Annotated in this window: 15 protein-coding genes; 7 read left to right on the forward strand and 8 right to left on the reverse strand. The window is 58.7% G+C overall.

What is annotated here, in order from left to right; all coding sequences use genetic code 11:
* Positions 1 to 11: 11 nt before the first annotated feature.
* From ABIQ96_RS24230 to ABIQ96_RS24240, 3 genes are all read right to left on the reverse strand, one after another.
* The gene (locus ABIQ96_RS24230; protein ID WP_348217240.1) at positions 12 to 2,405 is read right to left on the reverse strand and encodes a beta-L-arabinofuranosidase domain-containing protein; all 2,394 of its coding nucleotides are present in this window, start codon (positions 2,403 to 2,405) and stop codon (positions 12 to 14) included.
* A gap of 77 nt (positions 2,406 to 2,482) precedes the next feature.
* A complete protein-coding gene (locus tag ABIQ96_RS24235) occupies positions 2,483 to 2,668 on the reverse strand; it encodes a CPXCG motif-containing cysteine-rich protein (RefSeq protein ID WP_348217241.1) in 186 nt (61 codons plus the stop codon).
* Positions 2,669 to 2,709: 41 nt separating this feature from the next.
* A complete protein-coding gene (locus tag ABIQ96_RS24240) occupies positions 2,710 to 3,282 on the reverse strand; it encodes a tyrosine-protein phosphatase (RefSeq protein ID WP_348217242.1) in 573 nt (190 codons plus the stop codon).
* A gap of 99 nt (positions 3,283 to 3,381) precedes the next feature.
* On the opposite strand from ABIQ96_RS24240, the gene ABIQ96_RS24245 reads away from it, so the two are divergent.
* Together ABIQ96_RS24245 and ABIQ96_RS24250 are read left to right on the forward strand one after the other, a co-directional pair.
* Entirely contained in the window at positions 3,382 to 3,729 is a 348-nt protein-coding gene (locus tag ABIQ96_RS24245) for a histidine triad nucleotide-binding protein (protein WP_348217342.1), read from the forward strand.
* 6 nt (positions 3,730 to 3,735) lie between these two features.
* On the forward strand, positions 3,736 to 4,401 hold the full coding sequence (locus tag ABIQ96_RS24250; protein ID WP_348217243.1) for an alpha/beta fold hydrolase: 666 nt from the start codon (positions 3,736 to 3,738) through the stop codon (positions 4,399 to 4,401).
* 73 nt (positions 4,402 to 4,474) lie between these two features.
* Here the strand turns inward: ABIQ96_RS24250 and ABIQ96_RS24255 are convergent, their stop codons facing one another.
* Complete coding sequence (locus ABIQ96_RS24255) at positions 4,475 to 4,924, reverse strand: septal ring lytic transglycosylase RlpA family protein (RefSeq protein ID WP_348217244.1); 450 nt, start codon at positions 4,922 to 4,924, stop codon at positions 4,475 to 4,477.
* Positions 4,925 to 5,105: 181 nt separating this feature from the next.
* Between ABIQ96_RS24255 and ABIQ96_RS24260 the strand changes: the two genes are divergently transcribed.
* Positions 5,106 to 5,780 carry a hypothetical protein gene (locus ABIQ96_RS24260; protein ID WP_348217245.1) on the forward strand — a complete coding sequence of 225 codons (675 nt, stop codon included), beginning with the start codon at positions 5,106 to 5,108 and terminating at the stop codon, positions 5,778 to 5,780.
* Here ABIQ96_RS24260 and ABIQ96_RS24265 read toward each other — a convergent pair whose 3' ends face one another.
* From ABIQ96_RS24265 to ABIQ96_RS24280, 4 genes are all read right to left on the reverse strand, one after another.
* A complete protein-coding gene (locus ABIQ96_RS24265) occupies positions 5,781 to 6,266 on the reverse strand; it encodes a hypothetical protein (protein ID WP_348217246.1) in 486 nt (161 codons plus the stop codon).
* Positions 6,263 to 8,149: a SulP family inorganic anion transporter gene (locus ABIQ96_RS24270; RefSeq protein WP_348217247.1), complete on the reverse strand. Its 1,887-nt coding sequence runs from the start codon at positions 8,147 to 8,149 to the stop codon at positions 6,263 to 6,265. Before ABIQ96_RS24270 ends, ABIQ96_RS24265 begins: the two co-directional genes overlap by 4 nt.
* Before the next feature lie 14 nt (positions 8,150 to 8,163).
* A complete protein-coding gene (locus ABIQ96_RS24275) occupies positions 8,164 to 9,267 on the reverse strand; it encodes an LptF/LptG family permease (protein ID WP_348217248.1) in 1,104 nt (367 codons plus the stop codon).
* Positions 9,268 to 9,404: 137 nt separating this feature from the next.
* On the reverse strand, positions 9,405 to 10,523 hold the full coding sequence (locus tag ABIQ96_RS24280; protein WP_348217249.1) for a fatty acid desaturase: 1,119 nt from the start codon (positions 10,521 to 10,523) through the stop codon (positions 9,405 to 9,407).
* Positions 10,524 to 10,751: 228 nt separating this feature from the next.
* Between ABIQ96_RS24280 and rpsU the strand changes: the two genes are divergently transcribed.
* From rpsU to ABIQ96_RS24300, 4 genes are all read left to right on the forward strand, one after another.
* Positions 10,752 to 10,976: a 30S ribosomal protein S21 gene (gene rpsU / locus ABIQ96_RS24285; RefSeq protein WP_348217250.1), complete on the forward strand. Its 225-nt coding sequence runs from the start codon at positions 10,752 to 10,754 to the stop codon at positions 10,974 to 10,976.
* Positions 10,977 to 11,207: 231 nt separating this feature from the next.
* Positions 11,208 to 12,623: a hypothetical protein gene (locus tag ABIQ96_RS24290; RefSeq protein ID WP_348217251.1), complete on the forward strand. Its 1,416-nt coding sequence runs from the start codon at positions 11,208 to 11,210 to the stop codon at positions 12,621 to 12,623.
* A gap of 58 nt (positions 12,624 to 12,681) precedes the next feature.
* Positions 12,682 to 13,647 carry a tRNA preQ1(34) S-adenosylmethionine ribosyltransferase-isomerase QueA gene (queA, locus tag ABIQ96_RS24295; protein WP_348217343.1) on the forward strand — a complete coding sequence of 322 codons (966 nt, stop codon included), beginning with the start codon at positions 12,682 to 12,684 and terminating at the stop codon, positions 13,645 to 13,647.
* An 18-nt stretch (positions 13,648 to 13,665) separates the two neighbouring features.
* Entirely contained in the window at positions 13,666 to 14,424 is a 759-nt protein-coding gene (locus ABIQ96_RS24300; protein ID WP_348217252.1) for an exodeoxyribonuclease III, read from the forward strand.
* Positions 14,425 to 14,436 lie beyond the last annotated feature (12 nt).

Genomic DNA, 14,436 nt, shown 5'->3' on the forward strand with positions numbered 1-14,436 from the left:
CTCCCGCGCACTTACTCGCGCGTGAGCTGGAGAAGTCCGGCGGAAAAGCCGGGTTGCAAATGCACTTCGATCCGAAGGGCACTGGTTTCCAACGGAGTGAAGTTTACCACATTCAAGCGGTTTTGTTCCACACCACATTCGGGGGGATTGGAAATGGGGACCCACTTTCCGCCCTTGCGGCAAAGCAGCCTCCACGAAGCGGGCACCCGACAGCGGCCGAAACCCGTATCGTCGAACCAGTAAATAGAGACGGAGGAAACTTTCTCCGGACGCTCGAAATTCCATTCGATCCATTCGCTGGTGGCGGTATGGTCCCAGAAAGTAAAACGCGGAACGCCCTCGCCTCGCGATGATGAGGGCTGGGATTTCCCTACAATCGCGTCGATCGGCGCGACATGTCCCTCAAACGAAACCGCAAAGCCCGGGTCAGGAACCGCCTCGCCGCGCAGGAGCGGAAATGCCGTGATCCGCAGGGTCTGCGCGCCAAACGGCACGAGCGTCACCTGCTCAAGCGGTTGATCGCTGGAAGCCGGGCTTTCCGGAACTTCGTCGGCCATACGATCGTTGCGGACGAGGCCCCAACCGGGCAGCCGCTTCGCCGGGACGGTAAGTTTGAGCGGTGTCGTCTCCGGCAGCCATGGATTCTCCGGCATTTTTCCCCGGCTGAGTTTTACGTTCGCAGCGGGGTCCTTGCGGTCGATATCGAGGGCGTAGTTCCATGGTGTCGTTGGCAGGAAATCCATCTCGTCAAACCCGCCGGCGATCCTGGTGACAGACCGGCGATTTTCTCCGATGCGGAGTGAGAAAACGAGCGGCCCGCGCCAGATCGCGGCGGAACCTTTAACGCTGTTCTGCGTTTCAAGCGCGGCGGGAAACTCGGCGGTGATCTTGTCACCCGGTTTCCAAGTCCGGCTGATCGTTAGAAATCCTCCGGTCTTGATATCGGAAATGAATTCGCCGTTCACCGCCACACGGGGCTTCACGCTCCAACCGGGGATGCGCAATTTGAATGGGAAGGTTGTCGGCTTGGCGGGATTGATCGTGAAACGAAGCACATCGCCGAAAGGATAATCCGTTTCCTCAAGAATGGTAACCGGAGTGCCGCCGAGTTTCGCAGAAACTTCGGTCGGTCCGTAGGCAACGGCGGCGATCCCGCCATCGCTGGTGGCCATCCAAGAATGTTGCACGTATTTCGGCCAACCCATATGCAGGTTATAACAGCAGCAATGAAACCCCGAATGCGGACTGACTAACAAATCGTCGCCGTGATCGTCGAAGAATGGAAGTTCGCCCTTCGGCCCGTGGCGGGCGGCCGGGACATTGGGAAGCGTGTAGTATTGAAATTGCTTGAAATCCTTGGTGGTGCCGCCGGGAAGGAGATTGAAGGCGATGCGTTCGAGTTGATCGCCGATCAACGGATCGCCCAGCACTTTCATCGCGACCTCGCTGCTGAGCATCTGCTCGACGATCGAGCACATTTCCACGCCCTGGGTGGTGGAACGCCCGGCCAGCGCCTCGGTGCCGCTCCACATGCCGATGGGCAGGCCGTGTTTCTGCGGCAGCAGGTTCCATGCTTCGGCAAACACAGTTCTATCAGCAGGATCACCGGTGCGCTCGAAGTTGACCACGGGATATTTCATCGCCTGCGAAACATTCACGCCATGATCGATGCGGAAGTCTCCGGGCGAGCCGTGCAGGGAAGTGAAAAAAGAATTCCATTGGTTCGCCTGCTTGCGGAGAAGATCGACGACCTCTAGCAGGAAACTTTCGCCCGTGCGGTTGTAGAGCCAGTAAAGTGTGTCGATCTGATCGCCGGCCCGCGCCTTCGCCCATTCCTGAAGCGGTTGCTGCGGTAGCCTAGCCAGCATGAAGCGCGAGTATTTCAACAGCGCCGGAATCACGCGCGGATCTTTGGTCGCCTCGTAATAGTCGCGCAGTGTCCAAGTGATGACCATGCGCGGCCACCAGTCGTTGTTGGATTTTGGCCCGATCTGTCCGTCCTCGCGCTGCGTATCGAGCAGCGAATCGATCCATACCTGCGCCTGCTTTTTCAATTTCGGATCGCCGCTGACATACGCGAGGCTGACGAGTCCGCGGAGATAATACGGACCCTTTTCCCAACCTTCGCCGTTGCCACCGCGCCAGCCGTTTTCAGGGCCGAGCTCGGGGATGACCTCCTCGGCGTTACCAGTTAGACCGTCGGTCTGAAGGCGGAGCTGATTCTCCAGCCATCCGCGCGCTTTGACAGAACCGAGGTCAAGCGCGACAAATGGTGTCGGCTGAAGCGGCGGACGATTGGTCGCGCCATCGGATGAAAGCTCCGCGGCAAACGCGGGAAGCCACGCGGACAACACGGATCCAATGGCGGCGAAGATGCCTGCGCAGCGATGGGTTTTGATCTTCAAGCAGATGAACTATGAAGCAAATCCACCCGTTGGGAATATTCCCGATGCACCAGAACCTATTCCATTTTCCACGCGGGCTACTCGCCCAGCCCTTTGGCGTAGACCTCGTTTTCAGTGAAAACGATGATCATTGGGCGGCAACAGATTTCACAATCGTAGTCCACCTCGGCGGGCATTTCATCCGGGTGCGGGACGGCGACTTCGAAGACTTCGAAACAGGTCGGGCAGGTGACTTGGGCGAGTTCCATGTCGGAGATTCGCATTGCCCGGGAAAATTTCCAATCGCGGAGTTGTCGATTTCCCGTCAAGGCCCGTGCGTGAGTCCCGACGCCTTTTTCAGGGCTTCGACATCCAGCGCCATGATCCACGGCGGCAGGTTCTTCCACACTTCATGAAATCCGAAGTCGCCGGTCGTCATTTCGCGGACAGCCTCCTCCTTGGTCCACCCCTGGACCACGATCCGATAGATCGCCGACATCGTTCCGGTGCGATCCGCACCGTGCTGACAATGCAGCAACACAGGCGTCCGGGTCGGGTCGGTGACGATCTTGAGAAATTGAACGACGTCCTCTTCCTCGGGATGCCAGGTTTTGAAATAGAGGTGTTCGTAGCCCAGTCCGGTCTTCCCGATTTCATCGCGGTCTGAATGAAACGCACGCAGGCTCACGATAGTTTTGACACCCATTTCCTTCGCGTTCCCCATTCCGACGGCGGACGGCTGGGCGCAACGATAGAGTTGGTCGCTGACTTTGTACAAATTCGGCACGCCCTCGACTTGAACCGCAGTGGCCCACTCGGCCGGACGATCCGCCGCGTGGAGATGAGTTACCGCCACCATGCAAACGGCGGCAATCAGGCGACGCGCGGATTTCCTCATGGCGAAAATATAGCGACGATGCGCAGCCGGCGCGAAGCCATTTCTCCCGCCACGACATCCCACTTGCAACCGTCCACCCGCCTGCCATCGTCCATCCGCATGGCCGAGAAGACGTTGTTTGAAAAAATCTGTGCCAAGGAAATCCCCGCGACCATCGTGCATGAGGACGACCGCTGCGTGGCGTTCCGCGATATTTCCCCGCAGGCTCCGGTGCACATCCTGATCATCCCGCGGAAGCCGATCCCCCGCGTGGGACTGGCGGAGGAGGGAGACGAGCCGCTGCTGGGACATCTGCTATTGACCGCGGCGAAGGTCGCGAGAAGCGAAGGAATTGCCGAAACTGGCTACCGGCTGGTGATTAACAACGGTCCGCACGGCGGCGAGGCGGTGCCCCATCTCCACGTCCATCTGCTAGGCGGACGGCAACTCCAATGGCCGCCCGGTTAGACATCCATGCCTTCACGGAAAATCCTACTCATCGCGTGCGCCATGTTCACCGGCAATTCCTGCACCCAGACCGCGCCCGCCTTGCCGCCGCCACGCGTTCCGCGGGTGGTGCTCGTCCATGGTATTTTCGAAAAAGGGAACAACTTCAGCATGTTCAAAAAGCGCCTCGAGAAACGCGGCTTTGACTGCTACGTGCCGCAAATGCATCCCAGCGACGGCCGAGGCGGTTTGGAGAATCTCGCGGTCCGCCTGAAGCAGGATATCGATCACCAATTCGGCCCGAACGATCCTATCAGCGTCGTCGGTTTCAGCATGGGCGGGATCGTCAGCCGCGAATATCTGCAACACCTCGGCGGTGCGAAACGCTGCGAAAACTTCATCACCATTTCCAGTCCCCACCACGGAACAAAACTCGCCTGGTGCTATCCGACATTGGGGGCCGAGGAAATGCGTCCGGACAGTCCATTTCTCGCCAATCTCGCCCACTCCGAGGACAGCCTTGGAAAAATGCGGATCACCTCCTACCGAACGCCGATGGATTTGGTGATCGTTCCTCCTTCCAGCTCGATCTGGGCCCGTGCGGAAAACTTGGAATATCCGGTAATCCTCCACCCGCTCATGCTCAACTCGGGCCGGGTGCTCGATGACGTGGAGCAGCGGTTGTTGAAATGAAACATCCCGAAACAAAAAAACCCCGCCCGCCGGCAAAACCGGCAAACGGGGAGAATTCGGTTGGATGGCGGAATTACTCGCCGTCGATTTTGATTTTTCCGAGCACTTCGACTTTCACGGTGGCGACACCGCTGCTGACGAATCCAAGGCGCTCGGCGATTCCGATGGTGACATCAATGATGCGGCCCCTGACATAGGGTCCGCGGTCGGTGATGGTCACCACTTCGGATTTGCCGTTCCCTTCATTGATCACGCGGACCTTCGTGCCGAGAGGCAAGGTCTTGTGAGCAGCGGTAGCGGCTTCGTTCTGGAGGCGTTCGCCACTGGCCGTCCGCGTGCCGTAATTGGTGCGGACGGAATACCATGAGGCTTTGCCGTGCTGAACTGACTCGACCGCGTATTGCGGGTCCGTCAGGCTGTTTCGATGTTTGGTGTTTGCATTCCCAGTTGTCGCGCAACTGGGAATAAGGATGACGCCGGCGATTGCCAGGGCCACGGATTTGAAGTTCCGGGTCATGTTCATCGTGTTTAGTCCCCTTTGGGGCGGCGGCGGCATAAGAGCCTCGCCATGAGGAAGCAAGACAAAACAGGCTAGCTCAAAATGGGCCTAAATCCTTGTTTTTTAGGGGTCTCACCCAATGTCTTACGGATAGGTTAACTATTTTTCTGGCCATTATGGCACGTTTTTTGTTAACGGAGATGTAATGCTTGAACATTGGATACCCCCTGTCCGGAATCGCTTCACCGGCGCGGACTTCGATTTCCTCGCCTCCGTGCTCGCGCCGGGGGAGCAGAGACAGCACCTCGAAAAGCTCTGGAGCGACCCGGATGCGCTACGGGAAATGCTCGATTTGAAAGAGGTTTTCCGCGGCCTATTGGATTCGCCAGCCACGATCCAAGTCTCGCCGAGATTCTATTTCTATGTGCTGGTGCGCCACGCGTTTCTCCAGGCGGAACTCAGCGACGCCGAGCTCGCGGACTATGTTTCGGGTGTGATGACGAAACGGATCTGCCCGTGCCCGGAAGATCCGCTACAGGACATCACCCACGGTTTCACCCACGCTTCGGACTTCATCGCCATCATTTCCAACGCCAAAGGGCGGATGCGCTTCCACCTGCAGGTAGCCGCCGGAAACCAGTTTCTCGTGCTGGCCGGGCTCTATCCGGAATTCCTCAAGAGCCGCTGTGAAAAGCGTGGCACACCGGATTTGGATTTTTACGAATCCTTCGCACAACGCGCCTACCGCGGTGCGGCTGACAACCGGCAGATCGCTGGAAATGCTTCGCGGCAGTTGCTGGGCGCGCTTTCCGAAGCGATGCCCGTCGCCCGCCGCTCGCTGAACCGGATGGCGGAGGAGTTTGTTTTCCTCGGCGATTGATCAGGGAACCTTGTCCCAAACGGCATGGGTCAGACGCCAGCCGTCTTTTTCCTTCACCCAGTCGAAGGTGACGTCGTAGCTGCCGTCCGCCGGTTTGTAGGTAGGCAGTTCGACCAGACCGGTTAGAGTCAATTTCACCTGCGCCTTGTCACCGGAAATCGTGATGCCGCGCAGTTCCTCCATTTTGAAACTCGTCTGCTTGGCCTGATCGCACAACCAGGTGAACGCCGATTCGAGTTCCTCTCGCTCGAAGGTGCCGTTCGCTTCGTCGATGGTCGGCGTTTCAAGTTGCACCTGTGGAGCTAACAGTCCGTTGAGCGAAAAGGCACCCATGTGGCGGTTCGCTTTGCCGTCACCGGCACCGAGCGTCAGCGTGGTGAGCAGCGAAGCGGTCCTACGCTTGATTACCTGGGTCGGAGAAAACCACCAGACGCAGAAGGCTGCAGCAACGGTGACGAAAATGATGGGGATGGCGTAGCGTTTCATGATGAGGGTGATTTCTGATGGGAAGGATCGTAGAAAATCCGGATGTCCGCCTCTTTCGTGCCGAGCACTTGCTGGGCGCGCTTGAGGGCGGCACGAGTAGAAAGGTTCGGGTTGCGCGGATTTGTCAGGAAAATATTACTTTCGCCTGCCCTGCGGTCGCAGCCGTCCTGAAGGGTGACGAGAATGCCGGATTTTTTCAGAACCCGATAAACCTCGCGGGTCGCTCCGGAAACGATGAGGTGAAGTCCCCTTCCCCGCATGAAGAGGACCAGGTCCTCGAGCGCCATCACGCTGGTGGCGTCCAAATGGCGCGCGTTTTTCAAACGCAGGATGATCACTTGGATCGCCGGGTCGGAAACGGTACGCTGGATCTGCGTGCGGAACAACTCCGCCGCGCCGAAAAACAAATCGCCCTCAACGTGGACAATCGAAATCGCGGGGATCGGACGCTGGCGCTTTTCCCCCATTTCCCGCAACTCCCCGGCGTCGCTGAATTCATACTCGATCAGATGCGGCCGGCTCGCCTTGCGCAGGAAAAGCATGATTGAAATGGCCACACCGATGAAAATCGCCACATGCAGCGGAGCGACCAGCGTGGCGATGAAGGTGATCAGAAGCACCACCGCGTCATCCGTGGTCGAGCGCAGACAGATCCGGATGTGGCGGATGTTGAAAAGTGATAGAGACAAGGCGATCACCAGCGCCGCCAGCGCGGCCTTCGGCACGTAGTCGATCAACGGCACGCCCCAACCGACCGAAGCGGCGATCAGCACCGCGAAGGCCATGGTGTAGATGCCGGAAATCAGCGAGGCAAACCGGGTTCGCGCGCCCGATTCGTAATTCAGCATCGAGCGTGTTAGAGATCCCGACGCGGGCATGCCGCCGGCGAAGGCCACGGCGATGTTGGCGATGCCCACCGAAAGCATGTCCTGGTTCACGTCCGGCCGGTCGCCGGTTTGCGAGGCCAGCGTCTTCGCCATCAGCGTGTTTTCCAACGACGCCAGGAAGGCGAGCGCGAAAGCGATACTCAGCAGCGCCGAGATGTCGTCAAAAATATTCGCCCGCATCAGGTGCGGCATTTTCAACATCAGCTCGCTCATGCCGAACGTCGCGAATGTCGCCTCACCTTTGAACGGCACCACACCGGTGTGGATCAGCGATCCGAAGCCTGCCGATGAAACCAACAACGCGACCGCGAAGGCCGGCCACGACGGACGCCACCGGCGCACCGCCACGAAGATCAGCAGCGTGACGCTGCCTATCAGAACCGACACCCAATGCGTGTGTGACAAATTTCTAACCAGGCCGACCAACAGTCCCACGAAGGTCGATGACGAGTTACCCTTCAGATACGCGTCCAGCCCGAGAAACGGTTTCAGTTGGTTGGCTACGATCAACACCGCCGCTCCGGAAATGTAGCCCACCAGCACGCTGCGGGAGATGTATTGCAACAGGTCCGCCACCCGAAACAAAGCTCCGGCCGTCGCGGCGAGGCCTACCATCAACACCAGCAGCGGGAGCAGTTCGCTGAAACGGCCGGCCAGCTCCGGATTCACCGAGAAGAAGCTGAAAAGCATGAACGCCGTCGCATTCGTCGGACCGAGCACGGTGTGCCGCGAACCGGCAAACAACGGTGCCACGAACGCCGCCACCGCCGTGCTGATGATTCCGTAAACAACCGGCAGCCCCGCGATTGCCGCGAACGCGATGCCCTGCGCGATGGCCAGGACTGTGACATTCGCCGCCGCCCACGCATCGTGACGGAACTTGGACAGGTCATAGCGCCGCAGATCCTTTCTGAACGGAGCCAGCGCCACCCGTTCCGCCGCGAGAAATCCGCGCAAGGTGCGGGCGGCTTGGGTGAGAGGTCGCGGAATTTTCATCGAGCCCTTGCAGACTACTTGAAGCGGGCCTTGCGGAAAAGAAATAAACCTAACAAAACACAGACCACATTCGGAGCCCACAGCACCATCGTCGCGGCGCTGTTCGTTTTGAAATTGTCCGCCAGCATCACGAACACGAAATACGCCGTGCCGATCAGCATGCTGATGACCAATCCAAAGGAAGTGTCTCGCCGGCGGGTCTGCAAGCCCAGCGGCACCGCGACAAAGGCAAATGCGAGACAAGCCATCGACAGCGAATAGCGGGTGGTGATTTCCGTCTGCATCTTCACCTTGCGGGAGGCGGTCATCGTCGGATTCGTGGCGATCTCGTGACGGATTTCCTCGTTGGACATCGAGTTCGCCTTGGGCTTCTTGTCACCGGGGTTTTTCAAGTCGATCACGATGGGCTCCGCATATCCGGCAAATGCGGATTCCACTTCGCCCTTTTCGTTAGTGGTCTCGAAATAGGCGTTTTCAAGTTTCACACGGAGCTGGCTTTTCCCCTGCTGCACGGACAGCGCCGCACGTTTCGCATGGACGAATGTCACCTCGCCAGAGCCGTCTTTCGATGACGGCAGCAGGTATAAATTGAAGCCCTCCACCCAGTTGCCGCTTTTGCCTTCGATCAGAAGTTTTTTCAAATCGTCACCACCGAAATCTCCCTGTACCACTCCCGGCTTCAGCAAGGAATCCGGATCGCGGGACGCCTGTTCATAAACCAGTTGGAACATGTCCGCCTTTGAGTTCGGCACCACTTTCAGGTTCAGCCAAAGGCTCAGGGCGGAAAGCAGCGCGCCGATCACGAACACCGGCACTGACAAACGGACCAAGCTCAGCCCCGCCACCCGGAAGCTGGTGATTTCCTGATTTGACGAAAGCTTCCGGAACACCAGCAAAACCGCAGAGAGAAACCCCCATGGGATGGTGTACATCAGCGACAACGGCAGCACGCTGATCACAAAACGGAGCACCAAGGCGGGCGGGGCTCCCTGATCCACCAACAGCGGCTGGATCTGCCGGAAAAGATTTCCCAGCACCAGCACCAGGCCGAGCACCAGAACCGCATACAGCGTGCCGATCAGCACCTGTCTTCCGATGTAGCGGTCAGAAATTCGCATGAAGTCGCGGCACTCTGGAGCCCGCCATCTCCACTGTCCAGACAAGAGACTTCACTCCGGACCAAGCAAGCCGACTGAACCGAACAAAAACGCCCCGCGACCTTACGATCGCGGGGCGTGGTGAAATTCCTGACAGATCAGGCGTTGGAGTAGGTGCGGCGGAGTTCGCGCATCAGGCTGCGGGTCTCGTCCTGCCAGGCGTTCATGACCTCGCGGGAAAGCTGGACGCGGTCGGCGACGGCTTTTTCGAGTTCGTGGTAGTTGGCGGAGAGTTTTTCGACGAGTTCGTGCAGGGCGTCGGCAGCACGATGGGCCGCGGTGTGCGGTTGCTCACGCATTTCGGCGAGGTGCTGCTGGGCCTTGCGGCGGGCTTCGCCCATTTCCGCAAGCAGGATGCGGCCATCAGGCACGCGGCGAAGTCCGTCAACGAGACCGAGTTTGGAAAGCGTCCAGATGGTCCATTTGCTGGGATCCCACTGCCAAGCCTTCACACCGTTGCGGTAGTCGTGTTGGAACTCGTGGTGATAGTTGTGATAGCCCTCGCCGAAGGTGAAAAAGGCCATGATCGCACTGTCGCGGGCGCTGTGGCTGGTGGAATACGGCTGGCGGCCGATCATGTGGCAGAACGAGTTGATGAAAAACGTGCAGTGCTGGGCGACGACGATGCGCAGGACGCCGGGAATGAGGAAGCCGCCGAGCGCTCCAAGCATCGGGTTCATGCCGTGCGAGGCATTCCACCAATAACCCAGCGCCATGGGAATGGCCACGCCGACGACGAAGCCGATCCAGTGGACGTATTTGTCCTGCCACATGACGAGTTTGTCTTTCCGCAGGTCGGCGACGTTATCCATCGGCGGCTCGGGATTGAGTTTGAAAAGCAGCCAGCCGATGTGGGCCCAGAAGAAGCCCTTGGAGATGTCGTAGGGGTCTTCGTCGTGATCGACGTGTTTGTGGTGGAGGCGGTGATCGGATGCCCAGTTGAGGCAGGAATTTTCAAACGCACAGGCACCGAAGATGAGGGTGAAAAGCTTGACGGGCATTTTCGCCTTGAAGGACAAGTGGGAAAACAAGCGGTGATAGCCGACGGTGATGCTCATCATCGTCGCGGTGACGTAAAAGAAGAACAGCGAGAACTGGAACCAGTCGATGCCGACTTTAACCAGATAGATGGGGACCCCGATGAGGGCCATGAGGGCGGTGCCGATGAGGAATGAGCTGGTGACCCAGTTCACCCGGTCGAAGGGAATACGGTGCATAATTGGTGTTTTGAAAACCTTCCACAGCCGGATGTTTAACCGAACGGTCGGTGCAAGGGCGCACCGATAGCGGAAGGACGAGGCTCAATAAGCGATTACCCTACCCATAGCAAGCCGTCCTTTTTTTAAATCCTGCCGGGTTCTGTGTTGACAAAGGCGGGTCGATCCCGCATCTACCGCGCCCCGAAGAAACTGCGGAACCAAACCAAACCAACCAACAATCATCGCATGCGTGGAGTGACAATGAAGAAAGGCGAGCCCGTTGACCGTGCTCTCAAACGCCTCAAGACCAAGCTTGATACCGAGGGTATCCTCGAAGAAATGCGCCGCCGCCGGGCATTTGAGACCCCGACCGAGCGCAAGCAACGCAAGCTGCGTTCCGCTTCCAAGCGCAACAAGATCCGCTGGCGCTATTCCAACGCACCAGCCGCTCCCGCCGAGTCCGCTGATTGATTTTCCCGGTTCCGCAAAAACCAAGGTGAGAAACGGATGCCCAACGGCATCCGTTTTTTTGTCCCCTGATGAAGAAATTTCCCGCAAAGGCGCAAAGGCCGAAAAGAGGCGCGAACGACAAATTTTTATGAGAAATGGAGGTTCACTTTCTTGTCGCACCTGGCTCATCCTCCTTTGCGTTCCTCCGCGACCTTTGCGCCTTTGCGGTAAACTCTTTTTGAATCAGCTACAATGCCCCCACCGCCTCAAGTTCTCCAACGCGTCTGGTTCGTTGGTTTTGCCGGTCACCGTGGGGTGCCGGATCGAGCGGCGGCGAAGGCGGTGATTTCCCGCGAATTGAAAACGATCTGCGGCACGGTTTCGGGAGAATTGGTCGGAATTTCCAGTGCCGCGGCGGGAGCGGATCTGTTATTTCTCGATGCCTGTCGGGAAGCTGGATTGAAAACCGTGGTGCTGCTGCCTTTTCCCAAGGAACGTTTTCAAGAAGATTTCGGCGATCCGGCGGATTGGGAACACGCCTGCCGCTGCATGGACGACGCGTGGTGGTGCGAGGTTTCCCCAGGAGGCGAAGGAGCTCCCGCTGCTTATCATGTGGTGGCCCGCGAGAGTCTGGAAGTGGCGGACCGGATGCTCTTTTTGTGGGATGGCCAGCCTGCCCGCGGGATCGGCGGAACCGGCGAAACCGTCCGCGAGGCGAAGGAGCGGGAAATTCCGTCGCGGATCATCGATGCGAATACTTTGCAGGCATCGTGGAACGGCGATGAGCCTGATCGAAATTCACGGGATCCGGATTTCGAGGATCTCCCTTCGGCAGCGAGCATCGAAGATCTATTTCAAAAACTCGACGACCAGGCGACGAAAGGAGCGCCACGTTCACGCTATTTCGCCGCCGGATCGATGTCGCTGAATCACGTCGCAACGATTCTCCAAGTGGTGCTTGTCACTTGGTTCCTAACAACGGAATCAGGAGCCATGGTAAAACTTCTCATCGCCACCTTCGCCGCACTGCTGCCATGGGTGGGTGGCCGCCTGCGATGGCAGGAACGCTGGATCCGCGATAGGGTCCGGGCAGAACTGCTACGCTCTCTCCTCTCGTCCCACGAACCCGGCAGCCCGCTGCGTCCGCCGGCCGTGGAACTCTTCGGTCGGGAGGCGGCATTTCTCCGCACCGCCGCACTCCATCTGGTAAAAAATCGGCAAGGTTGGGAAGCCGCCCGCGACGCCTACATGAACGAGCGGATCGACGGGCAAATCGGCTATTTGAAATCGAAGGGCGAACTGGCCGCCAGGAAAATGGCGATCTACGGCAGGCTGTTCTGGTTCGCATCATGGAGTGCGTTGATCCTCGGCGGCTACGTGGTGATCAGTGCCTGGCTTGACCGGGCTCCGGGACCGCCGTGGAACACGCCGTTGGGACTGGCCACCGGTGCTCTTCCCGGAATCGCAGCGTGGTGTCTGGCGATGATTTCGGTGTTCGAGTTCAAACGCCGCGCATCACTTTACCGCCAGTTAGTCGATGAATTGAAGCGCTTGCGGCCCAAGATCGCCACCGCCAACTGCGCCAGCGCGGTCGCCGGGGCGATGAACCAAATCGAACGACTGCTCCTGAACGAACTTTGGGAATGGCAGGGCTCGCGGAAGAAATGATCCCGCCGATCTCCCCTTGCGGAGCCGTGGCGCGACCGCTACGGATCTGGCGATGCCGCTGCTGACCAAGGATTTTGATTACCATTTGCCCGAGGAATTGATCGCCGCGCGCCCGTTGGCCGAGCGATCCGCCTCGCGGATGCTGGTAGTCCATCGGGACAGCGGCGTGATCGAACACCGGATGTTCCGCGATTTTCCCGAATACCTGCGGCCGGACGATCTGCTGGTGCTCAACGACACGAAAGTCATCCCGGCGCGGGTATTTTCGGACGACGGGAAAATCGAACTGCTCTGCCTCGACCGGCTTTCTCCACTCGAATGGCGCTGCCTGGTCAGACCCGGAAAGAAGATGAAGCCCGGCCGCTCCATCAGCGTCGGCGGGATCAACGGCACGGTGACCGAAGCTTTCGAAAACGGCGACCGTTTGATCCGCTGGGACGCGCTGGTCGATCTCGAAAAGCACGGCCACCTCGCGCTGCCGCACTACATGGGACGTGACGACGAACTTTCCGATAGAGACCGCTATCAAACCGTTTTCGCCCGCGAGGAAGGAGCCATCGCCGCGCCCACCGCAGGGCTGCACTTCACGCCCGAACTCTTGGAAAAAATCCCGCACGCCTTCCTAACACTCCACGTCGGCGTCGGCACCTTCCGTCCGGTGAGCGTGGAGGACGTCGCCGATCACGTCATGCATTCCGAGCGCTATGTCGTAGGTGCCGACACCGCGCAAAAAGTAAATTCCGCCGGCCGCGTCGTCGCCGTGGGCACGACCGTGACCCGCGTGCTGGAATCCATCGGGATGCCGATGAAAGAGCATCGCGGCGAAACCGATATTTTCATCCATCCGCCCTATCAGTTCGGCGTGATCGGAGCTCTGCTGACGAATTTCCACCTGCCGCAGAGCACGCTGATCATGTTGGTGAGCGCGTTCGCCGGGAAGGAATTGGTGATGGAGGCCTACCGCCAGGCCGTTGCAGAGCGCTATCGATTTTTCAGCTATGGCGATTGCATGTTGCTGGTCTGATGTGAAAACTGGGCGGCGATGAAACTCATTTCCTGGAACGTGAACGGCATCCGCGCCACCATTGGCAAAGGCTTCGGAGATTTCGTGACCGCCGAAAAACCCGACATTCTCTGCCTTCAGGAAACGAAGGCGCGTTCGGAGCAAGTGCCACTGCCGCTGGAACTCGGCGGCTACCACGGCTACTGGGATTCCGCGCAAAAACCCGGTTACTCGGGAACGGCGGTGTTCACCCGCGAGCAACCGCTGGACGTCCGAATGGGCCTCGGCATCGACGAGCACGACAAGGAAGGCCGCGTTCTCACACTCGAATATCCGGATTTTTTCCTGGTGAATGTTTACACGCCGAACTCCCAGGACGGCCTCCGCCGCCTGCCCTATCGGCTGACGTGGGATCTCGCGTTCCGCCTTCACTGCGCGGGATTGGCGAAAACCAAACCCGTCATTTTCTGCGGCGATCTCAACGTGGCTCATCAGGAAATCGACATCGCACGTCCCAAGGAAAATCGCTTCTCCGCCGGGTTCTCCGATGAGGAACGCGCCAGCTTCGGCGAGCTTCTCAACGCAGGCTTCACCGACACCTTCCGCCATTTCTATCCGGACAAAAAGGAAGCCTATTCCTGGTGGTCGTTCCGCGGCGGTGCGAGGGAACGGAACGTCGGCTGGAGAATCGATTACTTCGGAGTTTCATCCCCCTTCATGGATCGCGTCGCCTCGGCGGAAATCATGCCGCACATCACCGGTTCGGACCATTGTCCGGTCGGCATCGTGCTGAAGTGACGGAAGATTTTC

It is taken from the genome of Luteolibacter sp. (assembly GCF_039920825.1).
Classification (GTDB): domain Bacteria; phylum Verrucomicrobiota; class Verrucomicrobiia; order Verrucomicrobiales; family Akkermansiaceae; genus Luteolibacter.